The organism is Kosakonia arachidis (assembly GCF_900116535.1).
GTDB lineage: Bacteria > Pseudomonadota > Gammaproteobacteria > Enterobacterales > Enterobacteriaceae > Kosakonia > Kosakonia arachidis.
In genome coordinates, this window is the sequence record NZ_FPAU01000004.1 from 586,183 (window position 1) to 610,093 (window position 23,911).

General features: G+C 52.1%; 25 protein-coding genes and 1 pseudogene. 13 read left to right on the forward strand and 13 right to left on the reverse strand.

Going from position 1 to position 23,911, the window contains the following annotated elements; translation table 11 throughout:
* The first annotated feature begins 153 nt into the window (after positions 1–153).
* The 6 genes and pseudogenes from mgrB to rlmA all read left to right on the forward strand — a co-directional run bounded on the left by mgrB (position 154) and on the right by rlmA (position 3,500).
* Positions 154–297: a PhoP/PhoQ regulatory lipoprotein MgrB gene (mgrB, locus tag BM427_RS17730; protein ID WP_007371630.1), complete on the forward strand. Its 144-nt coding sequence runs from the start codon at positions 154–156 to the stop codon at positions 295–297.
* 74 nt (positions 298–371) lie between these two features.
* Positions 372–662, forward strand: a complete 291-nt coding sequence (locus tag BM427_RS17735; protein ID WP_090123725.1) for a YebO family protein — start codon at positions 372–374, stop codon at positions 660–662.
* Between the two features lie 17 nt (positions 663–679).
* Positions 680–1,669 carry an MBL fold metallo-hydrolase gene (locus BM427_RS17740; RefSeq protein WP_090123727.1) on the forward strand — a complete coding sequence of 330 codons (990 nt, stop codon included), beginning with the start codon at positions 680–682 and terminating at the stop codon, positions 1,667–1,669.
* A 510-nt stretch (positions 1,670–2,179) separates the two neighbouring features.
* A pseudogene (locus BM427_RS25470) lies at positions 2,180–2,320 on the forward strand (DUF2627 domain-containing protein).
* Between the two features lie 12 nt (positions 2,321–2,332).
* Positions 2,333–2,542 (forward strand): transcription antiterminator/RNA stability regulator CspE, encoded by a 210-nt coding sequence (gene cspE, locus BM427_RS17750; RefSeq protein WP_001062678.1) that lies wholly within the window; start codon positions 2,333–2,335, stop codon positions 2,540–2,542.
* Positions 2,543–2,684: 142 nt separating this feature from the next.
* Entirely contained in the window at positions 2,685–3,500 is an 816-nt protein-coding gene (gene rlmA / locus BM427_RS17755) for a 23S rRNA (guanine(745)-N(1))-methyltransferase (protein WP_090123728.1), read from the forward strand.
* On the opposite strand, the gene mntP is transcribed toward rlmA, so the two are convergent.
* The 5 genes from mntP to manX form a co-directional block, all read right to left on the reverse strand.
* Entirely contained in the window at positions 3,497–4,063 is a 567-nt protein-coding gene (mntP, locus tag BM427_RS17760) for a manganese efflux pump MntP (RefSeq protein ID WP_090123730.1), read from the reverse strand. The genes rlmA and mntP overlap by 4 nt on opposite strands.
* Before the next feature lie 378 nt (positions 4,064–4,441).
* Complete coding sequence (locus tag BM427_RS17765; protein ID WP_090123732.1) at positions 4,442–4,900, reverse strand: DUF986 family protein; 459 nt, start codon at positions 4,898–4,900, stop codon at positions 4,442–4,444.
* Positions 4,901–4,958: 58 nt separating this feature from the next.
* On the reverse strand, positions 4,959–5,810 hold the full coding sequence (locus BM427_RS17770; protein WP_167518502.1) for a PTS mannose transporter subunit IID: 852 nt from the start codon (positions 5,808–5,810) through the stop codon (positions 4,959–4,961).
* A gap of 12 nt (positions 5,811–5,822) precedes the next feature.
* A complete protein-coding gene (locus tag BM427_RS17775; protein ID WP_090123736.1) occupies positions 5,823–6,623 on the reverse strand; it encodes a PTS mannose/fructose/sorbose transporter subunit IIC in 801 nt (266 codons plus the stop codon).
* A 63-nt stretch (positions 6,624–6,686) separates the two neighbouring features.
* The gene (gene manX, locus BM427_RS17780) at positions 6,687–7,649 is read right to left on the reverse strand and encodes a PTS mannose transporter subunit IIAB (protein WP_090123738.1); all 963 of its coding nucleotides are present in this window, start codon (positions 7,647–7,649) and stop codon (positions 6,687–6,689) included.
* A gap of 457 nt (positions 7,650–8,106) precedes the next feature.
* Here manX and yoaE point away from each other — a divergent pair, with 457 nt between their 5' ends.
* A complete protein-coding gene (gene yoaE / locus BM427_RS17785; RefSeq protein WP_090123740.1) occupies positions 8,107–9,666 on the forward strand; it encodes a CNNM family cation transport protein YoaE in 1,560 nt (519 codons plus the stop codon).
* 3 nt (positions 9,667–9,669) lie between these two features.
* On the opposite strand, the gene pdeD is transcribed toward yoaE, so the two are convergent.
* The 4 genes from pdeD to pabB form a co-directional block, all read right to left on the reverse strand.
* Positions 9,670–11,268 carry a cyclic di-3',5'-guanosine monophosphate phosphodiesterase PdeD gene (gene pdeD / locus BM427_RS17790; protein ID WP_090123742.1) on the reverse strand — a complete coding sequence of 533 codons (1,599 nt, stop codon included), beginning with the start codon at positions 11,266–11,268 and terminating at the stop codon, positions 9,670–9,672.
* Positions 11,269–11,425: 157 nt separating this feature from the next.
* Positions 11,426–12,790, reverse strand: coding sequence for an L-serine ammonia-lyase (gene sdaA / locus BM427_RS17795; RefSeq protein ID WP_090123744.1), 1,365 nt, complete (start codon positions 12,788–12,790; stop codon positions 11,426–11,428).
* Between the two features lie 173 nt (positions 12,791–12,963).
* Entirely contained in the window at positions 12,964–13,542 is a 579-nt protein-coding gene (locus BM427_RS17800; RefSeq protein ID WP_090123746.1) for a CoA pyrophosphatase, read from the reverse strand.
* A 3-nt stretch (positions 13,543–13,545) separates the two neighbouring features.
* Positions 13,546–14,898 carry an aminodeoxychorismate synthase component 1 gene (pabB, locus tag BM427_RS17805; RefSeq protein WP_090123748.1) on the reverse strand — a complete coding sequence of 451 codons (1,353 nt, stop codon included), beginning with the start codon at positions 14,896–14,898 and terminating at the stop codon, positions 13,546–13,548.
* Between the two features lie 81 nt (positions 14,899–14,979).
* On the opposite strand from pabB, the gene BM427_RS17810 reads away from it, so the two are divergent.
* On the forward strand, positions 14,980–15,162 hold the full coding sequence (locus BM427_RS17810) for a YoaH family protein (protein ID WP_090123750.1): 183 nt from the start codon (positions 14,980–14,982) through the stop codon (positions 15,160–15,162).
* On the opposite strand, the gene BM427_RS17815 is transcribed toward BM427_RS17810, so the two are convergent.
* Complete coding sequence (locus BM427_RS17815; RefSeq protein ID WP_074777585.1) at positions 15,163–15,507, reverse strand: RidA family protein; 345 nt, start codon at positions 15,505–15,507, stop codon at positions 15,163–15,165.
* Positions 15,508–15,618: 111 nt separating this feature from the next.
* On the opposite strand from BM427_RS17815, the gene yoaA reads away from it, so the two are divergent.
* The 5 genes from yoaA to rnd all read left to right on the forward strand — a co-directional run bounded on the left by yoaA (position 15,619) and on the right by rnd (position 22,000).
* Positions 15,619–17,529: a DNA repair helicase YoaA gene (yoaA, locus tag BM427_RS17820; RefSeq protein WP_090123751.1), complete on the forward strand. Its 1,911-nt coding sequence runs from the start codon at positions 15,619–15,621 to the stop codon at positions 17,527–17,529.
* A 58-nt stretch (positions 17,530–17,587) separates the two neighbouring features.
* Positions 17,588–18,283 (forward strand): tRNA (adenosine(37)-N6)-threonylcarbamoyltransferase complex dimerization subunit type 1 TsaB, encoded by a 696-nt coding sequence (gene tsaB / locus BM427_RS17825; RefSeq protein ID WP_090123753.1) that lies wholly within the window; start codon positions 17,588–17,590, stop codon positions 18,281–18,283.
* Between the two features lie 36 nt (positions 18,284–18,319).
* Positions 18,320–18,910, forward strand: coding sequence for a Slp/YeaY family lipoprotein (locus BM427_RS17830; RefSeq protein ID WP_090123755.1), 591 nt, complete (start codon positions 18,320–18,322; stop codon positions 18,908–18,910).
* Positions 18,911–19,115: 205 nt separating this feature from the next.
* Complete coding sequence (gene fadD / locus BM427_RS17840) at positions 19,116–20,801, forward strand: long-chain-fatty-acid--CoA ligase FadD (protein ID WP_139234430.1); 1,686 nt, start codon at positions 19,116–19,118, stop codon at positions 20,799–20,801.
* Between the two features lie 83 nt (positions 20,802–20,884).
* Positions 20,885–22,000, forward strand: a complete 1,116-nt coding sequence (gene rnd / locus BM427_RS17845) for a ribonuclease D (protein WP_139234431.1) — start codon at positions 20,885–20,887, stop codon at positions 21,998–22,000.
* An 87-nt stretch (positions 22,001–22,087) separates the two neighbouring features.
* Here rnd and minE read toward each other — a convergent pair whose 3' ends face one another.
* From minE to minC, 3 genes are read right to left on the reverse strand one after another with little or no spacing between them, the layout of a single operon-like run.
* Positions 22,088–22,354, reverse strand: a complete 267-nt coding sequence (gene minE, locus BM427_RS17850; RefSeq protein ID WP_007371651.1) for a cell division topological specificity factor MinE — start codon at positions 22,352–22,354, stop codon at positions 22,088–22,090.
* 3 nt (positions 22,355–22,357) lie between these two features.
* The gene (minD, locus tag BM427_RS17855; protein WP_007371652.1) at positions 22,358–23,170 is read right to left on the reverse strand and encodes a septum site-determining protein MinD; all 813 of its coding nucleotides are present in this window, start codon (positions 23,168–23,170) and stop codon (positions 22,358–22,360) included.
* Between the two features lie 22 nt (positions 23,171–23,192).
* Positions 23,193–23,885: a septum site-determining protein MinC gene (gene minC, locus BM427_RS17860; protein WP_090123760.1), complete on the reverse strand. Its 693-nt coding sequence runs from the start codon at positions 23,883–23,885 to the stop codon at positions 23,193–23,195.
* Positions 23,886–23,911: the final 26 nt, after the last annotated feature.

Below are 23,911 nucleotides of genomic sequence, written 5' to 3' on the forward strand. Positions count from 1 at the left end.
CTTGCTCCATACTAAATCATATCTTCAAGCTACCTGATTCATAGACTGAAACAAGTCATGCATTCCGAAAAATCACGAATAGAGGTACGGTTAGTCGCTGTTTAATGTTGCCATGCTAACCTGTTGATACCTGACAATGTACTGGAGAGTGGAGTGAGAAAATATAAGTGGCTGATCCTGATTGTCGTGCTGGTAGGCTGCCTGCTGCTCTGGACTCAAATGCTTAACGTGATGTGCGATCAGGATGTACAATTTTTTAGTGGCATCTGCATCGTCAACAAATTCATCCCCTGGTAATGGCAATTTCTCAGTGAATGGTATCCTTCCTTGACGCCAGTGGTAAAATGTCGCGTCAACATTGAGGTGGTAAAATGAACGAAGTCATTAATTCGGGCGCGCTTAATATTGCGTCTATTGTTGTTTCTTTGGTGGTTCTGCTGGTTGGGCTGGTTCTGTGGTTCTTTATCAATCGTGCCAGCTCGCGTACAAATGAGCAGATTGAGTTGCTTGAAGCGCTGTTGGATCAGCAAAAACGGCAAAATGCACTGTTGCGCCGTCTGTGTGAATCCAACGAGCCCGAAAAAGAGCCGCAAACTTCCCCTGCTAAAGTGCAGGAAAAAGAAGATGATGAGGATTTGATCCGTCTAGTGGCGGAACGCTAAAGGCGCAGGAGAATGAGATGGTCTGGAAAAACCCTTGGTATAATCCTGCACTTTCTCATCACTCCCCTGATGGGTTCATCAATACGGCATCTGTCACACATCAACCCGGTGACGTTAAGCGCTGGCGCAATGAGCGTAAGGCTGCCGGGCTTCCCCGTCCTCCCGCTGATGGTTATGAACGTTTTATCGAGCAGTGGTGGCAGAAAGTAGAAATCACTGGCGATAGCGACGGTTTGTGGTGGCTGGGCCATGCCAGCATTTTGTTACGCCTTCAGGGGCAATACCTGCTGACCGATCCTGTTTTCTCCCGCCGTGCTTCACCTGTCCGTTTTGCCGGTCCGCAGCGTCGTACACCGTCTGCGCTTGCCATTGCAGATATTCCGCAACTGGATGTGATCCTGATTTCCCACAATCATTATGATCATCTGGATACGTGGACGCTGCGCGCGTTATTGCGCCGTTTTCCTGACGTGCAGTTCTTCGTTCCGCTTGGGGTGGGGGCGTTGATCCGTCGCCTGGGCGCACGGCACGTAACGGAACTGGATTGGTGGCAAAGTATGATATTTCAGGGAATGGTTTACACGGCGGTACCTGCACAACATTGGAGCATGCGCACATTATGGGACCGCAACCGTTCATTATGGTGTGGTTGGGTCGTTGAATCAGCAGAAGGGCGTTTCTGGTTTGCTGGCGATACGGGATACACTCCGGAGCTGCTCACTATTCCGCAGCGTTTAGGCGCGCTGGATGCTGTTGCATTACCTGTAGGCGCTTATGCGCCGCGCTGGTTTATGTCAATTCACCACATGGATCCGCAAAGTGCTGTTGCGTTATGGCAACAACTGGGCAGCCCGCTGGCGTTTCCTGTTCATTGGGGCGTGTTTGAGCTGGCTGATGAATCACTGGATCAACCGGTAAAGGAATTGCAACTGTCATTAAGCGAAGCGGCAATCGATAATGATAACTTTAGGATCCTGAAAATTGGTCAGTATTTACCCCTCGCTTAATACTCTTGCTTCGCTCCAAAAGGATTGTGATTTTAAATGACATTGTTTTATTTTTATCGAAACGTTTTTATTGCCTTTTTATGAGGCAGTGTCATCATAAATTCATTATTTTGGTGCAAGGCAAAGTTTATTTGCACACCAATTATACACAGTAAACCGGGGAAATAGTTTCTCTGTGTTTCTTAATAGTTTAAGAATCTTCCTGGTCGATAAAAAAGCATAACTATGCGCAAAAAGTTCTTATGATATACGCTATATACATAGGCATATTGTGGCGTATTTGAGCACATGGAACCTGTTGAGCAGTGGTGAAAAATCAGCTATTGTCGATACATGAGGATAAGGAACTGGCGACTGTTATAGCGTTCATCGGAATGCATAAAAGTGCAGAAGAAGCTTTGATAACCTTAGAATTTGTGCGTCGGATCCAGACATGTTTAAAAATGGCTTGCCATAATTTACATATTGTGTGATAACACGTTTTGGGTCAATCGAGGTACAGTTCTGTTTATGTGTGGCATTTTCAGTAAAGAAGTCCTGAGTAAAACGTTTCGTTGAATACAGCTTCTCTGCCGAACCTTATATTAGTGCCTCAAGCAGTAATGTCTCAGTTTTCTCAGTCAATGCCTGCGGGCGAAGTATATACATTAAGGAATTTTTCAAATGGCAAAGATTAAAGGTCAAGTTAAGTGGTTCAACGAGTCTAAAGGTTTTGGTTTCATTACTCCGGCAGACGGTAGCAAAGATGTATTCGTACACTTTTCTGCAATCCAGGGTAACGGCTTCAAAACTCTGGCTGAAGGCCAGAACGTTGAGTTTGAAATTCAGGACGGTCAGAAAGGCCCGGCTGCAGTTAACGTAACTGCTATCTGATTTTCGACACCTCTGAGCTTGTACGCGCTTAGCGCGCTAAAGTCAGCCATAAAGCCTCGCACTTGTGCGGGGCTTTTTAATTTCCTCGTGTGGCAAATGGCGGTACACTTTCGCCCTTTGAGAAATACCCTCCGGAGTTTTTATGCCTTTCAGTTGCCCACTCTGTCACTCACCTTTACAACGTCGCGAGAGCACCTTCGTTTGCCCGCAACGTCATCAATTCGATCTGGCGAAAGAAGGCTATGTGAATCTACTGCCGGTACAGCATAAGCGTTCCCGCGATCCCGGCGATAGTGCAGAGATGATACAGGCGCGACGTGCATTCCTGGATGCGGGACACTATCAGCCGCTGCGGGATGCCATCGGCGTTCTGTTACAGGCCAGATTGCCAGAGCATGCCGATGCAATACTGGATATCGGTTGTGGGGAAGGGTATTACACTCAGGCCTTTGCTGCGATAGCCCGACATCATGGCGTGAAAACATTTGGGCTGGATGTCTCCAAAGCCGCGATCCGCGCGGCGGCAAAACGCTACCAGCAGGTTATGTTTTCTGTGGCTTCCAGCCATCGCCTGCCGTTTGAAGATAAGAGTATAGACGCTATAGTTCGCATCTATGCTCCCTGTAAAGCGGAAGAGCTGGCGCGTGTAATCAAGCCCTGTGGCGTAGTGATTACCGCTGCTCCCGGGCCTCGCCATTTGCTCGAACTGAAAGGGTTAATCTATGACGAAGTAAAACTGCATGCTGAAAATACGGGCGAAATAGAAGGGTTTAAAGTAGTAGAAACCCGAGCGCTGGCTTACGAGATGAGCCTTACCGGTCAGGAAGCGGTGGCTTTACTGCAGATGACGCCATTCGCATGGCGGGCGAAACCTGAAGTATGGGAAAAATTAGCGGCAACAGAATGCTTCCGCTGCCAGACGGATTTCACTATTCACTGCCTGGCGCGGGAAGATTAACCAGCGAAGTGGCTCCATAGAATCTGGGTGCCAATGCCGATAAGCACAATACCGCCAAGAATTTCGGCTCGTTTGCCCAGCAGCGGGCCGATAAAACGACCAACCATTATCCCGAGGGTCGACATAATCAGAGTTGCGCAACCAATTGCCAGCGCGGTGGCGATAATATTAACCTGCAGAAAAGCCAGACCGACGCCAACCGCCATTGCGTCCAGACTGGTGGCAATGGCGGTCGTGACCAGTAGCCAGAAACCATGACGATGCGGTATTTCCGCATCGCAACCGTCATCGCCGCGTATGCCTTCAATAATCATGCGCCCGCCAAGAAACACCAGTAGCACAAATGCGACCCAGTGGTTCCACTCCAGCACAAACTGCGTTGCCAGCATACCTAGGCCCCAGCCGATGAGTGGCGTCAGCGTTTCAATGGTGCCAAAAATAAGTCCCGTGCGCAGCGCTTCAGAAAATTTGGGTTTATGCAGGGTCGCACCTTTGCCGATGGAAGCAGCAAAAGCGTCCATAGACATGCCAAAGGCGAGAAGAATAGTGGCGGAGAGATTCATCGTGACGTCCTGACCGGGAATTCCATAAACACATTACTGCCCCCAGTAAACAGCAGTTAATGTGCCAATGGTCTCGCCTGACTGGAACATGTACAGTCCGTACGTGCCACGTTTTGCAACGAGTATGTTGACACGTACATTTCTGGATAAGCAGAAATCGGCTACTCCCCAACGACGGACGCACCTTAACATATTTTGAGAATATAAAACAACAACCTAAAAATATAATCTCGATAACCAGTTGATAACGATTTGCATTTAGATTTATAGGTGAAAATAACGTTAATAAATATAGGTAAATCTCCCCCTAAATATAGCAATGGCTATAAGTTAGTTTGTTTTTTATACGGATAAACATAGACTTTGCTATATCTTAACTTATTGAGTATTAACAATAACTTTATAGATTTTCTCAAGGTCGTCGATATTTCGCACACGGATAAGCAGGCGTCGATGCTCTAATTGTATTACCAACACACCATCTTCCGATAAATTCATCTCTTTAATACGGTTATATTCGATCCAGACATTGGCAAAGAAAAAACCGTGCTCTTTAAAGATGATTTTCGGCGCACGGATCCAAAACAGATACATTCCGAGTAATGCTAGCGCAGATAATAACCACAACGTTAAAGATGAACCGCCATTAATCGTGTTGTTATAAATCAGGATCGCCAGCAAACCGACGAAAATAGCGCCATCAGTGCGGCTTCTCCGCAGCAGGGGGACAGTCAGCAGGGATGCTCCCTGACGATGTGGCATAACGAATTCGTCATAGATGGCGAAAGCAAACAGGGCGGTGACAAACGCCAGTAGAACGCTATCCGTAACGGACATTGATCCTCCTTAAAAATAAAAACCGGGGGCGGTAAGCCCCCGGTTAATACATACCCGGTTACAGGCCCAACAGGCCAATTGCGTAACCCACAATCCCGATGATAAAGAACCCGACGATAATCCATAGCGGGTTTACTTTTTTACGCAGTAGCCACATACAGGCGAAGGTGAGCAGAAGAGGCACCAGACCCGGCATTAACTGGTCGAGAATGGTCTGTACGGTCGTCACCTTCGTTTTACCGGTCTGGTCGGTGATCTGCGACACAACCATTGGAATGTTAACGTGTGTCCACTTGTTCACCAGGGCGCCCATGACAAAGAGGCCGAGGATTGATGCCCCCTCGGTCAGTTTCTGCAGGAAGCCGCCACCCATATCCTTAACGATGTCGATACCCTTACGGTAACCGTAAGCCACGCCGTAATAACGCGTCGCCAGGCGGACAATGTTAAAAAGGATAAAGAATAGCAATGGCCCGAGCAGGCTGCCGCTCATGGCAATACCGGCACCCAAGGCAGCAAATACCGGACGTACTGTTCCCCAGAAAATTGGGTCGCCCACACCGGCCAAAGGCCCCATCAGACCTACTTTAATACCGTTGATCGCGCCATCGTCAATTTCCGCACCGTTTGCACGCTGCTCTTCCATTGCAAGCGTGACGCCGAGTACCGGCGCAGCCACGTACGGATGGGTATTGAAGAATTCGAGGTGGCGCTTAATTGCCTGGCGACGCGCTTCGTTGTTTTCAGGATAAAGGCGTTTAATGGCCGGAACCATTGAGAAACAGAAGCCCAGCGCCTGCATACGTTCGAAGTTCCATGAACCCTGGAACAGATTAGAACGAATGAACACACCACGAATGTCACTCTGGGTGAGTTTTTTCTCAGTCGGAGTTTTAGTCATATCAACCATGTCGTTCACCTGTTAATCCAGTTCGTTATCAAGATCATTGTTACCCGCCGCCGGAGCGGAACCACCTGCGGAGCGGTTATATTTCGGGCTGAGCTGAATGTAGAGAATCGCCATTACCGTACCGATAACACCCAGTGCTACGAGGTTGAAATTGGTAAAGGCGGCAGTTACAAAGCCGAGGTAGAAGAACGGCATCAGGTAGCCTGCGCGCATCATGTTGATGACCATCGCATAACCTACCACTACGATCATGCCGCCGGCGATATTCAGACCGCTGGTCACGACTTCAGGAATGGCATTCAGCATGCCCTGTACTTCGCTGGTGCCGACAGAGATAGCGACAATCACCGCCGGAATAGCGATACGCATGGCTTGCAAGAACAGCGAAGAAACGTGGATCCACGAGAGTGCAGTCAGGTTGCCGCTTTCAGCCGCCTTATCCGCTGCATGCTGGAAACCGACAGTGATAGTACGAACGATAATGGTCAACACCTGGCCCGCAGCGGCCAGCGGAATGGCAAGCGCGATACCGGCACCAATGCTCTGATGCCCGCCAATAACCAGAATGGTTGAAATGATGGATGCGAGAGCGGCATCAGGGGCAACTGCGGCACCGATGTTCATCCAGCCCAGAGCGATCATTTCCAGGGTACCACCGATGATAATCCCGGTTTTCATATCACCCAGCACGATACCCACCAGCGTACATGCCACCAACGGGCGGTGGAACTGGAATTCGTCCAGTATCGATTCCATACCGGCAATACATGCAACCACGAACACCAGCACAATTTGAAGAGTGGTAATCTCCATTGTACTTCTCCTATAGCTAAATCAGACGTAAGTGTGAAAACTGAGTTAATCAGACCGCCGCGGTTAGTTCGCCACTTTGCTGATCAAATCCATCATTTTCAGTTTCGGATCGTTTGAAACTTTACGGACTTCCAGTTCGATGCCGCGTTCGTTCAGTTTTTTAAATGCTGCGATATCTTTCTCATCGACCGAAACAGCGTTGTTCACCTGGGTTTTTCCCTGGTGATACGCCATACCGCCAATATTGACGCTGGTGATTTTCACGCCGCCTTCAACAACGCGTTCCACATCGGTTGGGTTTGTGAATAACAGCATGACGCGTTGACCCGCATATTTCGGGTTGTTGTAGACGCGCAACATTTTGGCGACATCCACGACGTGCGCTGTTACGCCGGGAGGGGCAACCTGGGTTAACAGGGTTTTACGCACGGTGTCCGCAGCCACTTCATCGCTGATGACGATAATGCGCGTGACATTAGTCTCTTTGGTCCAGCGAGTTGCAACCTGGCCGTGGATCAGACGGTCATCGATACGCGCAAGACCAATAACCATGTAATCATTCGGGCCCATTGGCTTCGCAGGTGCTGCTGTTTTTGCCGCTGCAGGAGCTGGAGCTGGTTTTTCAACAGGTTGCGCTTTCAGGGCTTTCACTCCCTCACGTCCTGTTTCGACAGCTATTGCCACCAGTTCGTCAAAGGTCGGGTTATCGTCCCTGGCCATCAGTGTTTCCACCAGCATAGGAACGTTCACACCGGCAATGACTTCGTAATGCTCTTTATCGACGACAATACGGCTGGCAGCGTTAAACGGACTACCGCCCCATGTATCGACGAGAAATAGCACGCCTTTGCTGGTTTCGAGTTTCTCCAGTCGCGCGTTGTACTTTTCGATTAACGTTTCCGCATTTTCACCGGGAACGAAATCAATCCAGCCGACGTTATCCTGCTCGCCCAGCAGCATTTCGGCGGTTTTCAGCAGTTGTTCCGCAGCCCAACCATGTGTGCCTATAACAATAGCAATGGTCACTTGCTACCTCCTTCCTCTTGTCGTTAACACACCACTAATCGATGTATTGTGGAATCTGTCCCGGTAAACCGAATCGATTCAGATATAAGGGTTAAAGCAAAGACTAGTTTCTGTCGTGAATTATTTTAGATAGTGAAAAAATAATTTATGTGATGAAGATCCGTAATTTAGGTTTCGTGATGATGAAATTTCGGAGCGCAAAATATCCACATAATCTGCAAAGTCTGGTAAATCTTTGCCAACAATAAACGCACTCTGTTATGTTTACCCTTCGTTTAATGAGTCAGGAGTAGAGGGCTGTAGCCCACCGTATGGACCGTCACCGACGTCAGTTCACCTTAAGGCCTTTCAGTGCCTCGTATTCCGGCGTTTTCCGCCACTTTCCTAATATGTTCAATGCCATCATGCCTGTGCATACTCGCATAGTATTGCGTCACGCTTGTTGCAGGAGCCTGTCATGGAATTCTTAATGGATCCCTCGATATGGGTGGGATTGTTAACGTTGGTTGTCCTGGAAATCGTACTGGGAATTGATAACCTGGTGTTTATTGCCATCCTTGCCGACAAGTTACCGCCCAAACAGCGTGATAAAGCACGCCTGCTTGGTCTGTCGCTGGCATTGGTAATGCGCCTTGGCCTGCTGTCGCTGATTTCATGGATGGTAACCCTGACCCAACCGCTTTTCTCCGTGGGGAGTTTCAACTTTTCCGGTCGCGATTTGATCATGCTATTTGGTGGTGTATTTCTGCTGTTCAAAGCCACAACGGAGCTACATGAACGGCTGGAAAACCGCGAACATGATGGCGGGCACGGAAAAGGCTATGCCAGTTTCTGGGTGGTGGTTCTGCAAATTGTTATTCTTGATGCCGTTTTTTCGCTGGATGCCGTTATTACCGCTGTCGGCATGGTGAATCATTTGCCTGTCATGATGGCGGCGGTCGTTATTGCTATGGCAGTCATGCTACTGGCATCGAAACCGCTAACGCGTTTTGTTAACCAACATCCGACGGTTGTGGTGCTCTGTCTGAGCTTCCTGCTAATGATCGGCCTGAGTCTGGTGGCCGAAGGGTTTGGTTTCCACATTCCGAAAGGCTATCTGTACGCGGCGATTGGATTCTCCATTATCATTGAGTTTTTCAACCAGCTAGCGCGACGTAACTTTATTCGCCATCAGTCGAATTTACCGCTGCGTGCGCGTACAGCAGAGGCTATTTTGCGTCTGATGGGCGGTCGTCGCCAGGCAAGCCCGCAAATCGAAACCGATAGCAAGGCCGCGGTGCCGGTGCCGGAAGGCGCATTTGCTGAAGAGGAACGCTATATGATCAACGGCGTGTTGACGCTGGCGTCTCGTTCGCTGCGCAGCATCATGACGCCGCGCGGCGATATCAGTTGGGTAGATGCCAACCTGAGTGTTGATCAGATCCGCCAGCAACTGCTCTCGTCACCGCACAGCCTGTTCCCGGTATGTCGTGGCGAGCTGGATGAAGTGATCGGTATTGTTCGCGCGAAAGAGATGTTGGTAGCGTTGGAAGAGGGGACCGATGTCGCCGCTATCGCTGCAGCCAGCCCAGCCATTGTGGTGCCAGAAACGCTGGATCCTATCAAATTGTTGGCGGTGTTGCGCCGGGCGCGCGGCAGTTTTGTGATTGTAACTAACGAGTTTGGTATGGTGCAGGGGCTGGTCACGCCACTGGACGTACTGGAAGCGATTGCCGGTGAGTTCCCTGATGCGGATGAAACTCTTGAAATTGTGGCCGATGGCGACGGCTGGCTGGTGAAAGGTACCACCGATTTACATGCGTTACAGAATACTCTCGGTATCGATAACCTGGTCAATGACGACGAGGATATTGCAACAGTGGCCGGCCTGGTTATCTCCGCCAAAGGGCAAATTCCACCGGCGGGCGAAGTGCTGGAAATCGCGCCGTTACACATCACTGTCGTCGAAGCCAACGACTATCGTGTGGATTTGGTGCGCATTATTAAAGAGCAGGCGGAACAAGACGAAGAGGAGTGATCCTCAGCCCGGTGTGGAAGGCAATGCATGGCCGTTTTGCCGCGTTGACGGTGTCTCCATGTGCTCCGCCAGCCACGCCGGGAACGCTTGGATTGGCATTGGCTCGGCGTAAAGAAAACCTTGTAATGTATTCACCCCGCGCAGTTGAAGATGTCGTGCCTGTAACTGGGTTTCAACCCCTTCGGCCACCAGTTCAATCTTCAGTCTCTGCCCTAACGCAATGATCATATCAGTGACCGTCGAGTTAATGGCATCGGTACCGATAGTTTTGGTGAAGGATTTATCAATTTTCAGCACGTCGGGGTGCAACTGTTCAAGCCAGGCCAACGAGCTATTACCCGTGCCAAAATCATCTATCGCAATTTTTACTCCCCGACGCCGAAGATCCTGCGCCATCCGGGAATCCTTTTCGAATAACACATCGCGTTCCGTCAGTTCGATAATTAATTGCTGTATTGGGTGGTAATTAAACCAGAGCTGATCTAAATCTCGCAGCAGTTCGCCGTTGCGTAAATGGCTCGGTGCCGCATTAACACCGATATGGAAATGGGCATTGTCGGGGAAAAAATGCAGTTGCTGTTGAATTTCCGTCAACACGTAGCGAGTCAGCGGCGCGATCAGGTTATGTTCTTCCGCTATCGAAATAAACACTTCCGGCGAGATCCAACCCTGGCGCGGATTATGCCAGCGCAGCAAGATCTCAACACCATCACATTTTAATGTACGCGCCTTCAGCAACGGCTGACAGAACAGTTCAAATTCGTGTCCGGCGATCCCCAAATTGATCTCGCGGGAAAAACTCATGCGGCTGGCGGTCGCAAACCAGGTGATAAAGCCGGTCAGCAGACTCATCATCAGTGCCAGCGGCAGTTGCGACGGCAGATGTAATAAGGCGAGTTTCGCCGCACCCGGCCCACTCACGCTGACGCTGAAGGGGAAATGCGTTGATACAGTCCGATACGTACTTTCATTTACTGGCGGTGGTAACGAGGTCATGATGCCTTTGCCATGCACCAGATGTTTGCCGCTGACGCTCAGCACCGCATGCGTGATCAGCGGCACCTGCGGTTCCAGAACCAAATCGCTCAGCAGATCGATATTGACGGCTTCAATGACTCCGTCCTGCCCATCTTCAGAGGAGGGATACCACATAATCAGCACCGGACGACCCTTTAGCAATATCTGGTCTGTCGAGAGCATCAACAGCGGTTCCCGCGTGGGCAGTAACGATTGCACCTGTTTTATTGGTATATCGAGGTAGCCAAAAATACTGGAGCAATAAAGAACACCGTTTTTGATCAGCGCGACAGCACGCACGGTTTGCAGGCTGGCCGCCTGTTTGAGTAATTGCAAATGCACGCTGGCGCAGGGTTGACCAACCAGTGGAATCAACGTATTGCGGCCCGCGGCGAGTGGCAGCAATAATTGATCAAGTGTATTTACAGCATGTTGGGTAAACGCGGTAATACGTTGATGATTTAAATTTCGCTCCGAAATAAACCGGAAAGTCAGGGTAAAAATAAGCGCGACAATAGCAACCGACACGGAGACAATAGTACGCCTCCGTCGATATCTTTTAATAATCCGTTGCGCCGTCTGCATGCCATTCTCGCCTGTGAGCTTCCCGACGTGAAATCCTGTCCAGGACACAGAAAGTGTAGTGGGGAATTAACTCAGCGACGACAAATCAGAGAAATATTATTCCGCGAGCGCAATAGCGCGTAAAAAAACGCCGTTCAGTTGAACGGCACGAATTCATTTAATCACACTGTACCTTGATGGCCAGACCGCCGCGTGATGTCTCACGGTATTTGGCGTTCATATCCTTGCCGGTCTCGTACATCGTTTCTATCACCTTATCGAGGGAGACACGCGGCTCACTGGTGCGCCGCATCGCCATCCTGGTGGCGTTGATCGCTTTAACGGCGGCAATCGCATTTCGCTCAATACAGGGAACCTGCACTTGCCCGGCGACGGGATCGCAGGTCAGACCAAGATTATGCTCCATACCGATTTCTGCTGCTACGCAAACTTGCTCCGGGCTGGCGCCAAGCAGTTCAGCCAGTCCTGCCGCCGCCATGGAACAGGCCACGCCAACTTCGCCCTGACAACCTACTTCCGCCCCGGAAATGGAGGCATTCATTTTGTAGAGTGTGCCAATGGCACCAGCGGCAAGAAAGTAACGAATGTAGATATCCGGGCTGACGGATTCAATAAAGTGATCATAATAGGCCAGCACCGCGGGCACGATACCGCATGCGCCATTTGTCGGCGCGGTCACGACGCGTCCCCCGGCAGCATTCTCTTCGTTCACTGCCAGTGCGAACATGTTTACCCAGTCGACCACGTTCATCGGATCGTTGGAGAGCTTATCACTGGCAACCAATAGACGGCGCAGCGCGGAAGCCCGACGCGGCACACGCAGCGGCCCTGGCAGTACGCCTTCGGTATTCATGCCGCGATCGATACAGGCACGCATAGTTGTCCATACGTTGCCGAAATAGTCTTCGATTTCTTTTTTCGAGTGCAGTGCCAGTTCGTTCTGCATCACCATGCCGGAGAGGGACAAGCCCGTTTCTTTGCAATACTCCAGCATCTGAGTTGCGGATTTGAAGGGCCAGGGCACAGTGACGGCGCTGACCGTCTCCTGCCCGAAATGTTCTTCATCGACGATAAAACCGCCGCCAATGGAATAGTAGGTTTTGCTGTACACCACGTTATCGCCATCCCACGCTGAGATGCGCATACCGTTTTCATGTAGCGAGAGGTTATCGCTGTGAAAACACATGCCGTCATCCTGCGGAAAATCCACTTCGTGGCGGCCTTGCGCCAGTAGCAAACGACCGCGAGTCTCTACGTCGCGTATAAACGTGGGGATAGCGTCAATATCGACGGTGGCAGGTTCATTACCCGCGAGGCCCATAATGATGGCGATGTCTGTATGGTGGCCTTTCCCGGTGAGGGAGAGTGAGCCGTAAACGTCCACTGAAACGCGAGTAACGCTTTCCAGCAATCCTTTTTCGACCAGGTCATCGACGAACTGCTTACCGGCCTTCATCGGGCCAACAGTGTGGGAGGATGAGGGACCAATCCCCACCTTAAACATGTCGAATATACTAATCACATTAACGCTCCTGACAGGGTTACCGGCGTTCCAGTAACGATGTAATAACTGCGCATAGTGTAAGAGGGAAGTGGGGCATCAGCTTAACTATTCACATGAATTAAACTAATGGCTAACCCTGATATTACTAATAGCGCGCACGCTGTCACAAAAATGTTATGTGTAAAGTATAGTCAAGGCTTGCGGCCAATTTGCAGCGCCAGCGAACGAATAATTCCGGCCGTCATGCCCCAGACAAAATAATGCTGATACCAGGAGAGCCACACGCGATGCGCGTTACCGTGGCGATGGATGTCGAGCGGATGGTAGCGCCCAAGCCGCAGCGCTTCCGCCAGCGGCATTTCGAAAACCGCCGCCACTTCATCTTCGCTGGCATGATAGTGAACATCCGGCGGAATAATGCCCACTACTGGTGTGACCTGAAAGCCGGTGACGCTATCGACCGGCGGCAGGACGCCGATGACTTCAACTGCCTCGGGAGGAATTGCCACCTCTTCTTGCGCTTCCCGCAGCGCGGCAGCAATTAGCGATGCATCGGTACTGTCGACCGCGCCGCCGGGGAAAGCGACCTGACCAGCATGTTTGCGCAGCAGCGGCGAGCGTTGCGTCAGTAGCAGACCCGGCTGCTGACGTCGCACTACAGGGACCAGCACGGCGGCCTGGCGTGTATTCATTACCGCCGGATTGATCTGCGGTCGCAAAAGTTGAAAACGTGATAAAAAATCATCCAGAGTTAAAGCCGCTTGCTCCACGAATCATTTCTCCAGTCGTTGCAGGATACGATTAACTTTATCAAAAGTTTCCTGATACTCCGCTTCTTCCTGGCTGTCGGCGACAATACCGCCGCCCGCAGAGCAGTATATTTGCCCGTCACAAGCGGTTAATGTACGGATGGTAATGCTGGTGTCCATATTGCCGCAAAAACTCAGATAACCGATGCTGCCGCACCAGGCATTACGTCGCTGTGGTTCCAGAGCATCAATAATTTCCATGGCCCGAACTTTTGGTGCGCCGGTAATCGAGCCGCCAGGGAACGCTGCCCGCAGCAGATCACTGGCGTGGCGCCCCTCCGGCAGTTCTGCTGTGACAGTACTGACAAGGTGATGGACGGCGGGGAAAGGCTCGACGACAAACAACTCAGGCACGCGCACCGAACCCGGTGTCGCCACGCGGCCAATATCATTACGCATCAAATCGACAATCATCAGATTCTCGGCGCGATCTTTCGGCGAGGCGGCGAGTTTCCTCGCCTGTTGCGCATCCGCTTGCGGATCGGCCTCCCTTGGCAGCGTACCTTTGATCGGCCGCGTCTCAATGTGCGAGCCGTCAAGACGAATAAAACGCTCCGGAGAAAGACTTAATATGGCACCTTGCGGCAGGCGTAAAAACGCACTGAACGGCGCACGGTTTTCGCGGTTAAGGCGAGTAAATGCCTGCCACTCATCGCCCGTATAGCGTGCCTGAAAACGCTGAGCGAGGTTTACCTGGTAACAGTCGCCGCTGTGCAGCCACTCCTGCACCTGGCGGAATTTTTTACCGTATTCGGCGCGGTTCATATTTGCCTGCCACGGCGACGTCAGGCGGAAATCGTCCTCCTGCGACGCGCGTTGCGCCTGCAGCCAGGCGAGCCGGGTATTGACATTGGCATGGCTCAGCAGCGTAATCTGCTGCAAACGGTGGTCAACGACCAGCGCCCAGTCATAAATACCAACGGCCATATCAGGGAAGATAATATCAGCCTGCGCTTGTTGCGGCAGCTTTTCGAAACGGCGGCCTAAGTCGTAGCCAAACAGGCCGAGCGCGCCGCCCTGAAAGGGCAAATCCGGGTTATGCACAGGACGCAATTTGTGCGCATCCAACTGTTGTTGCAGCAATTGCAATGGATCGCTGCGGCTTTCATGCCTGGCGTTAAGCGAGGTGATTTCACCGCAGGTAGTGATCGTTGTTAGCGGATCGGCTACCAGGATATCAAAACGATTATGCGGGTGATCGGCGAAACCGGAGTGCAGTAACATCGCCCAGGGCTGCTGGCTAAGGGGCGCAAAGTAGTATTCGGCCGCGTCGCGGCGCCACGGTAACGTAATAACGGTGGGGGATAATGTCTTCATTGATCCTCATCTGCGTCTTTGTCTGGTGAATTGTGCGGACGCATGAAATAATTAGCGCCAATAATCTAGCAGGAGTTCACGATGTTTGCAGGTTTACCTTCCCTTAGCCACGAGCAGCAGCAAAAAGCCGTGGAGCGTATCCAGGCGTTAATGGCCGGCGGCATGAGTAGCGGGCAGGCTATTATGCAGGTAGCAGCAGAGTTGCGCGCCAGCCATACGGGCGAGCGAATTGTGGCGCGCTTTGAAGACGAAGAGGACGAGTAATTACAGCGCGGCGATGATTTTGATTTCCACTTTATAACGCGGATTCATCAGCTTTGCCTGCACGGTGCAGCGCACGGGCGCATGGCCCGCAACAACCCATGCATCCCACGCTTTATTCATTGCGGCGAAGTCATTGCCATCGGGCAGAAAAATAGTGGCATCGAGAATGCGTGATTTGTCACTGCCTTGCTTTGCCAGCACGGCATCGATTTGCGCCAGCGTATTCGCTGTCTGCTCAAACGCATCGGCGTCCAGATTTTCCGGTACCCCGGTGTAATAAAGGGTCTGGTTGTGGATCACCACATCAGACCAGCGATCCGCCGCGTCAATACGCACTATTGTCATAATACACCTTCTTATGTTCCATACAGTCGCGGGCAAGAGTGCCACAAAAACCCGGCTGGCGTAAATCCACTCACCCTGACATAATCACTGTCGATTTAACCAGGGGGTAGTGTGACGGACGATTTTGCAACAGACGGCCAACTGGCCAAAGCGATACCGGGATTCAAACCGCGTGAACCGCAGCGCCAGATGGCGCACGCTGTGATGCAGGCCATCGACAACACCCTGCCGCTGGTGGTGGAAGCCGGTACCGGTACCGGGAAAACTTACGCCTATCTCGCACCCGCTTTACGCGCCGGTAAAAAAGTCATTATCTCCACGGGTTCAAAAGCGTTGCAGGATCAGCTGTACAGCCGCGATCTGCCCACGGTAGCCAACGCGCTAAAATACACCGGACGTACTGCACTGCTGAAAGGTCGCTCCAACTACCTCTGTATTGAACGCCTAGAACAGCAGGCGCTCGCCGGCGGCGATTTGCCTGTACAAACCCTGAGTGATGTGATTCTACTGCGCTCCTGGTCAAACCAGACTACCGATGGCGATATCAGCACCTGCATCAGCGTAGCCGAGGATTCGCAGGCCTGGCCGCTGGTCACCAGCACCAACGACAACTGTCTGGGCAGCGATTGCCCGATGTACAAAGATTGTTTTGTGGTTAAAGCGCGCAAAAAGGCGATGGATGCCGACGTGGTGGTGGTAAACCATCATCTATTTCTCGCCGATATGGTGGTGAAAGAGAGCGGATTCGGGGAGCTTATTCCGGAGGCTGACGTGATGATTTTCGACGAAGCGCACCAGCTTCCGGACATCGCCAGCCAGTATTTTGGCCAGTCACTCTCCAGTCGCCAGTTACTGGATCTGGCGAAAGATTTTACCATTGCCTATCGCACCGAATTAAAAGATACCGCACAGCTGCAAAAATGCGCCGACCGGTTGGCGCAAAGTGCACAGGATTTCCGTTTGCAACTTGGTGAACCCGGTTATCGCGGTAATCTGCGTGAATTGCTGGCCGATGCCAATATCCAGCGTGCGCTGCTGCTGCTCGACGATGCGCTGGAACTTTGCTACGACGTGGCGAAACTCTCCCTTGGGCGCTCGGCGCTGCTCGATGCCGCCTTTGAGCGGGCGACCACTTACCGCGCGCGGCTCAAGCGTCTGAAAGAAATTAATCAACCCGGTTATAGCTACTGGTATGAATGTACATCGCGCAACTTCACCCTTGCGCTGACACCGCTGACGGTGGCGGATAAGTTCAAAGAGGTGATGGCGCAGAAAAAGGGGAGCTGGATTTTCACTTCGGCGACGCTTTCCGTGAATGACGATCTGCAGCATTTTACGGCGCGTCTCGGGATCGACGAAGCGGAGTCGCTACTGCTGCCGAGTCCTTTCGATTATCAGCATCAGGCGCTGCTGTGTGTACCGCGCAATCTGCCGCAGACCAACCAGCCAGGCTCAGCCCGGCAACTGGCGGCCATGTTGCGTCCAATGATCGAAGCTAACAATGGCCGCTGTTTTATGCTCTGCACTTCACACGCGATGATGCGTGAACTGGCAGAGCAATTCCGTGCCACAATGAGCCTGCCGGTGCTGTTGCAGGGCGAAACCAGTAAGGGCCAGTTACTGCAACAGTTTGTCAGCGCCGGTAACGCGCTACTGGTGGCAACCAGCAGTTTCTGGGAGGGTGTGGATGTGCGTGGCGATACGCTGTCGCTGGTAATCATCGATAAACTGCCGTTTACCTCGCCGGAAGATCCGTTATTAAAAGCGCGCATGGAAGATTGCCGTCTGCGCGGTGGTGATCCGTTCGATGAGGTGCAACTACCGGATGCGGTGATCACGCTGAAACAGGGCGTCGGGCGTCTGATCCGCGACATTGACGATCGCGGTGTTTTGGTGATTTGCGATAACCGCCTGGTGATGCGACCCTACGGCGCAGTGTTCCTCGCCAGCCTGCCGCCTGCGCCGCGCACACGGGATATCCGCCGCGCCGTTGAGTTTCTTGCTACGCGCCCGGCGCAGTAATTTGCCGGGGACTGTGGTAAGATGCGCGCCATTTTGTTTTTCATGGACCGCTATACCCATGCGAATTCTGGCTATTGATACCGCCACAGAAGCCTGTTCTGTTGCTTTGTGGAACGATGGTACTACCTTCGCTCATTTCGAACTTTGCCCGCGTGAACATACCCAACGCATCCTGCCTCTTGTCAGGGATGTGTTGGTTGACGCCGATCTTACACTGACGCAACTTGATGCGCTGGCCTATGGCCGCGGGCCGGGAAGTTTTACCGGCGTTCGCATTGGTATTGGCATCGCGCAGGGCCTTGCGCTGGGCGCTGAACTGCCGATGATTGGTATTTCAACGCTGGCAACAATGGCGCAGGGCGCATGGCGTAAAACCGGCGCGACCCGCGTACTTGCTGCGATTGATGCACGTATGGGGGAGGTCTACTGGGCGGAGTACCAGCGTGATGAGCAGGGCGTCTGGCACGGCGAAGAGACGGAAGCGGTGCTCAAACCGGAAGCGGTGAGTGCCCGCCTTCAGCAGCTTGAAGGTCAATGGGCAACGGTTGGTACCGGTTGGCCGGCATGGCCTGAAATGGGCAACGGTAATGCGCTGACGTTTATGGACGGCGAAATTCTGCTTCCGACCGCAGAAGATATGCTGCCGCTTGCGCAACAACTGTTCACAGCACAGAAAACGGTTGCCGTGGAGCACGCTGAGCCTGTTTATTTACGTAACGAAGTGGCATGGAAGAAACTTCCGGGCCGGGAATGAATCTCAGTAATAACAACTGAGTGAAGGAGTCGCATCATGGCGGGTCAAAAAAGAGTTATACGCTGGTTGCTGGCAGGGCTGGCAACGGCGGTGTTAAGTGGTTGTGTTTCCGTGCCTGACGCGATTAAAGGAACCAGTCCTACGCCGCAAGACGATTTAGTTCGGGTGATGAGTGCGCCGTCGCTGTATGTCGGTCAGGAAGCCCGTTTTGGTGGCAAAGTCGTTGATATCCAGAATCAGCAGGGGAAAACCCGCCTGGAGATCGCCTCCGTACCGCTCGACAGCGGCGCCCGCCCGATACTGGGCGAACCGTCGGTCGGGCGAATTTATGCGGAGGTAAACGGCTTCCTCGATCCGGTTGATTTCCGCAATCAACTGGTCACAGTGGTTGGACCGATTACCGGCACTGCGGATGGTAAAATCGGCAACGCCCCATACAAATTTATGGTGATGCAGGCGACGGGCTACAAACGCTGGCATTTGACCCAACAAGTGATGATTCCGCCTCAACCGATAGATCCATGGTTTTGGGGGCCGCCTGGCCGGCACGGGTGGCAAACGGGTTACCCCGGCTGGGGCTGGTATCCGCCAGAACCCGCCCGCGTAGAGACCATCGTGACAGAGTAATCTCTTGGTTTATTGAATAAATGAGACAGCGGCTAAGCCGCTGTTTTTGTCTATGGCTGTGTATAACAAAAATAATTAGTGACGGGCTTCGCAACCTTCAATTTGCTTAATTAATAAACTGGTACGCTGAGTTAATATTATGTTAACAGTTTGTTTATTGAATGGGGTTGTGATGACCAGGAATACTCATTTCAGAGGTGATGCATTGAAGAAGGTTTGGCTTAACCGTTACCCTGCCGATGTTCCGGCGGAGATCAACCCCGACCGTTATCAATCCCTGGTAGAGCTTTTTGAACACGCCGTCGCACGTTACGCAGATCAACCCGCCTTCATCAACATGGGTGAGGTGATGACTTTTCGCAAGCTGGAAGAGCGTAGCAGGGCGTTTGCCGCTTATTTACAGCATGGCCTCGGGCTGAAAAAGGGTGATCGCGTCGCGTTGATGATGCCAAACTTGCTGCAATATCCGGTCGCGCTGTTCGGTATTTTGCGCGCGGGTATGATTGTGGTGAACGTGAATCCGCTTTACACCCCGCGTGAACTTGAGCATCAACTGAATGACAGTGGCTCTTCCGCGATTGTGATTGTGTCCAACTTTGCGCACACCCTGGAAAAAATCGTCGAGAAGACGCAGGTGCGTCACGTCATCCTGACTCGTATGGGCGATCAGCTCTCTCCGGCAAAAGGCACGCTGGTGAACTTTGTCGTCAAATATGTGAAACGTCTGGTGCCGAAGTATCACCTGCCGGATGCCATCTCTTTCCGCCGTGCGCTGCAAACCGGTTATCGCATGCAGTACGTCAAACCGGAAGTCGTGGCCGGGGATCTGGCTTTTCTGCAATATACCGGCGGTACAACGGGTGTAGCGAAAGGGGCGATGCTCACTCATCGCAACATGCTGGCGAACCTGGAGCAGGTCAACGCAACTTACGGGCCGCTGTTGCACCGTGGCAAAGAGTTGGTTGTCACAGCACTACCGTTGTATCACATCTTCGCGCTGACCATGAACTGCCTGCTGTTTATTGAACTGGGTGGGCAGAACCTGCTGATCACCAACCCGCGCGACATTCCTGGGCTGGTTAAAGAGCTGAGTAAATATCCGTTCACCGCAATGACCGGTGTGAACACATTATTTAACGCGCTGCTGAACAATGAAGAATTCCGCACGCTGGATTTCTCATCACTACATCTTTCCGCAGGCGGCGGTATGCCGGTGCAACAGGCCGTTGCTGAACGCTGGGTGAAACTGACTGGGCAGTATCTGCTTGAAGGCTACGGCCTGACGGAATGTGCGCCATTGGTGAGTGTCAACCCGCACGATATCGATTATCACAGTGGCAGCATTGGCCTGCCGGTGCCGTCGACTCAAGCTAAACTGGTCGATGATAACAACAACGAAGTACCGCCGGGCGAGCCTGGCGAGCTGTGCGTAAAAGGGCCACAGGTGATGCTGGGTTACTGGCAACGCCCGGATGCCACCGATGAAATTATGCATGACGGCTGGCTGCATACCGGTGATATTGCAGTGATGGACGAAGAGGGGTTCCTGCGCATTGTCGATCGAAAGAAAGATATGATCCTTGTCTCTGGCTTTAACGTCTATCCGAATGAAATCGAAGACGTTGTCATGCAGCATGCCGGAGTACAGGAAGTTGCAGCCGTAGGGGTTCCCTCCGAAAACAGCGGCGAAGCGGTAAAGCTCTTCGTGGTGAAAAAAGATGCCTCGCTGAGCGAAGAGGCATTAATCGCCTTCTGCCGTCGCCAGCTCACTGGATATAAAGTGCCGAAGCTGGTCGAATTCCGCAATGAACTGCCAAAATCAAACGTTGGCAAGATCCTGCGGCGAGAATTGCGTGACGAAGTACGCGCCAAAGTGGACAATGAAGCCTGAGCTATGCGTTAGTCGCCTGAACGCCGGTTAAGCCGGCGTTTTTTATGGGCACAAACTAAAGAGATGATGATTTGAATTACCAGATGATAACGACGAATGACGGGTTGGCTACGCTGTGTGAAGCTGCAAGCGCGTTCCCGGCCATTGCCCTGGATACTGAATTTGTCCGTACCCGCACCTACTATCCGCAACTCGGTCTGATACAGCTTTTTGATGGCGAACATACGGCACTGATCGATCCGCTTACCATTACCGAGTGGACGCCCTTTCGCGATCTGCTGATCAACACGCAGATAATCAAATATCTTCATGCCGGAAGTGAAGATCTGGAAGTTTTCCTCAACGCGTTTGGTGTACAACCGCAGCCGATGATTGATACCCAAATCCTTGCCGCATTTTGCGGCCGTCCGCTGTCATGGGGATTTGCCGCGATGGTGGAAGAATTTACTGGTCTGACGATTGATAAAAGCGAATCACGCACCGACTGGCTGGCGCGGCCGTTGACGGAACGCCAGTGCGATTATGCTGCCGCTGACGTCTGGTATTTGCTGCCGATTGCCGACAAGCTGATGGCGGAAACCCGTGCCGCCGGGCGGCTGGAAGCAGCGCTGGATGAGTGTCGCCTGATGATGCAGCGCCGCCAGGAAGTGTTGGCCCCGGAAGAGGCGTGGCGCGAGATTGGCAACGCCTGGCAGCTGCGTACGCGCCAGCTGGCTTGCCTGCGTCTGCTGGCAGACTGGCGTCTGCGTAAAGCCCGTGAGCGCGATCTGGCGGTTAATTTTGTGGTGCGCGAAGAGAACCTCTGGGCGGTGGCGCGATATCTGCCTTCCAGCATGGGTGAACTGGACAGTATCGGCCTTTCCGGCAGTGAGATCCGTTTCCACGGGAAAACGCTGCTGGCGCTGGTCGCACAGGCGCAGGCGCTGCCGGAAGAGGAATTGCCGGAGCCGCTGCTCAACCTGATGGATATGCCGGGTTATCGTAAAGCATTTAAAGCGATTAAAGCGCTGGTGCAGACTGTCAGCGAAAGCAACAATATCAGCGTTGAACTGCTGGCTTCCCGTCGGCAAATTAATCAGTTACTGAACTGGTACTGGAAGCTAAAACCGCAGAATAACTTGCCGGAATTAATCAGCGGCTGGCGTGGGGAATTGATGGCCGATCAACTCAAAACATTGTTAGTGGAATACCCACATTAATAGCTGTGAATAATCACAGTGTTTCGCTGAAATAAACAAAAAGGCAGAATTCCTTCTGCCTTTTTTCATGGGCGGAAAACGGTAGCGTTATTTCGTCTCTTCCGTTTCCGGCAGAGTAACGTTAAGTTCCAGAATGGAAATATCGTCCCCTTTTTGCTCCAGTTGCACTGTGACCATTTCTGGATCGATTTGCACATACTTGCAGATCACTTCCAGAATATCCCGCTTGAGCTGCGGTAAATAATGGGGTTCAGCGTCACTACGACGACGTTCCGCAACAATAATTTGCAGCCGCTCTTTCGCAATGCTGGCGGTATTCTTTTTTCTGGAGAGAAAAAAGTCGAGTAGTGCCATAACTTATCCTCCGAACAGGCGTTTGAGGAAACCTTTCTTCTCTTCTTCGATGAAGCGGAAAGGGCGTTCTTCTCCCAGCAGACGGTCGACGGCATCGGCATACGCTTTACCGGCGTCAGCATTAGTATCCAGAATTACAGGCTCACCCTGGTTCGACGCGCGCAGCACGGATTGATCTTCCGGGATCACGCCCACCAGTTTGATACGCAGAATTTCCAGCACATCTTCCATGCTCAACATGTCGCCACGGTTCACACGGCCCGGGTTATAGCGGGTCAGCAGTAGATGTTCTTTAATCGGCTCTTCACCATTTTCCGCGCGGCGCGATTTGGAAGCCAAAATCCCGAGGATACGGTCAGAGTCGCGTACAGACGAGACTTCCGGGTTGGTAGTAATGATCGCTTCATCGGCGAAATAGAGCGCCATCAACGCACCGGTTTCAATGCCAGCCGGGGAGTCGCAGACGATAAAATCGAAGTCCATTTTCTTCAGATCTTCGAGTACCTTATCCACGCCGTCGCGGGTGAGGGCGTCTTTGTCGCGGGTCTGTGACGCCGGGAGAATATAGAGGTTTTCCGTACGTTTATCTTTAATCAGCGCCTGGTTCAGCGTGGCATCGCCCTGAATGACGTTCACGAAATCGTACACCACGCGGCGCTCGCACCCCATGATCAGGTCAAGGTTACGCAGCCCAATATCGAAATCGATAACCACGGTCTTTTTGCCCTTCTGGGCCAAACCAGTAGCGATGGCCGCGCTGGAGGTAGTCTTGCCAACGCCCCCTTTCCCCGAAGTAACAACAATAATGCGTGCCATAGGAGTTCCTTGTAAAAAGGGCTTAATTTAAGGGTTGAATTGTCAAAGCGTCGTTAATTAACAGCAAACGCGCTGCTTTGCCATAAAATTCGGCCGGGATTTTATCGCTCAGCCAGTATTCTCCCGCGATGGAGACCAGCTCCGGCGTGAGATGTGTGCAAAATATTTGTGCTTCTTTATCACCGCTGGCACCCGCTAGCGCGCGGCCACGCATCATGCCGTAGACGTGGATATTGCCGTCGGCAATTAACTCTGCACCTGCGCTAACGTGGCTGGTGACAATCAGATCACAGTGTGGTGCATAAATCCGCTGGCCGGAACGAACTGGCATATCAATCAAGCGTGTTTTTGTGACCGGAGTAACAACCGGCGCAGGTTCCGGGGCGCTGATCTGACGCGGCGCTTTTTCTTTGCCTTCTTGCAGTAAGGGAAGCCCGGCACGTTCGATTTCTGCTTTCAGTTCGGTATCATTGCAACCGCTGATGCCGACAACGCGCAGCCCGCTTGCAGCGATCGTCTTTTGTAACTGGGGCCAGTTAACCGGGCCTTCCAGTGCAGAGACATTAACGACCACGGGGGCATGTTGTAGAAAAGCAGGAGCCTGAGCGATTTTGTCTTCTAACGCCTGACGAATAACCTCGGGTTTTGCATCATGCAAGTGAACCACTGATAAGGTAAAACTACTGCCTTTTAGCTCGATGGGCGTGTTTGACATCCTGACCTTACTCATTTTGCTATTAT

Bases quoted from the DNA above. Each gene is read 5' to 3' on its own strand.
- BM427_RS17735 (WP_090123725.1), top strand. From the start codon at position 372: ATGAACGAAGTCATTAATTCGGGCGCGCTTAATATTGCGTCTATTGTT.
- BM427_RS17740 (WP_090123727.1), top strand. From the start codon at position 680: ATGGTCTGGAAAAACCCTTGGTATAATCCTGCACTTTCTCATCACTCC.
- cspE (WP_001062678.1), top strand. From the start codon at position 2,333: ATGGCAAAGATTAAAGGTCAAGTTAAGTGGTTCAACGAGTCTAAAGGT.
- rlmA (WP_090123728.1), top strand. From the start codon at position 2,685: ATGCCTTTCAGTTGCCCACTCTGTCACTCACCTTTACAACGTCGCGAG.
- mntP (WP_090123730.1), bottom strand. From the start codon at position 4,063: ATGAATCTCTCCGCCACTATTCTTCTCGCCTTTGGCATGTCTATGGAC.
- BM427_RS17765 (WP_090123732.1), bottom strand. From the start codon at position 4,900: ATGTCCGTTACGGATAGCGTTCTACTGGCGTTTGTCACCGCCCTGTTT.
- BM427_RS17770 (WP_167518502.1), bottom strand. From the start codon at position 5,810: ATGGTTGATATGACTAAAACTCCGACTGAGAAAAAACTCACCCAGAGT.
- BM427_RS17775 (WP_090123736.1), bottom strand. From the start codon at position 6,623: ATGGAGATTACCACTCTTCAAATTGTGCTGGTGTTCGTGGTTGCATGT.
- yoaE (WP_090123740.1), top strand. From the start codon at position 8,107: ATGGAATTCTTAATGGATCCCTCGATATGGGTGGGATTGTTAACGTTG.
- pdeD (WP_090123742.1), bottom strand. From the start codon at position 11,268: ATGCAGACGGCGCAACGGATTATTAAAAGATATCGACGGAGGCGTACT.
- pabB (WP_090123748.1), bottom strand. From the start codon at position 14,898: ATGAAGACATTATCCCCCACCGTTATTACGTTACCGTGGCGCCGCGAC.
- BM427_RS17810 (WP_090123750.1), top strand. From the start codon at position 14,980: ATGTTTGCAGGTTTACCTTCCCTTAGCCACGAGCAGCAGCAAAAAGCC.
- BM427_RS17815 (WP_074777585.1), bottom strand. From the start codon at position 15,507: ATGACAATAGTGCGTATTGACGCGGCGGATCGCTGGTCTGATGTGGTG.
- tsaB (WP_090123753.1), top strand. From the start codon at position 17,588: ATGCGAATTCTGGCTATTGATACCGCCACAGAAGCCTGTTCTGTTGCT.
- BM427_RS17830 (WP_090123755.1), top strand. From the start codon at position 18,320: ATGGCGGGTCAAAAAAGAGTTATACGCTGGTTGCTGGCAGGGCTGGCA.
- rnd (WP_139234431.1), top strand. From the start codon at position 20,885: ATGATAACGACGAATGACGGGTTGGCTACGCTGTGTGAAGCTGCAAGC.
- minE (WP_007371651.1), bottom strand. From the start codon at position 22,354: ATGGCACTACTCGACTTTTTTCTCTCCAGAAAAAAGAATACCGCCAGC.
- minD (WP_007371652.1), bottom strand. From the start codon at position 23,170: ATGGCACGCATTATTGTTGTTACTTCGGGGAAAGGGGGCGTTGGCAAG.
- minC (WP_090123760.1), bottom strand. From the start codon at position 23,885: ATGTCAAACACGCCCATCGAGCTAAAAGGCAGTAGTTTTACCTTATCA.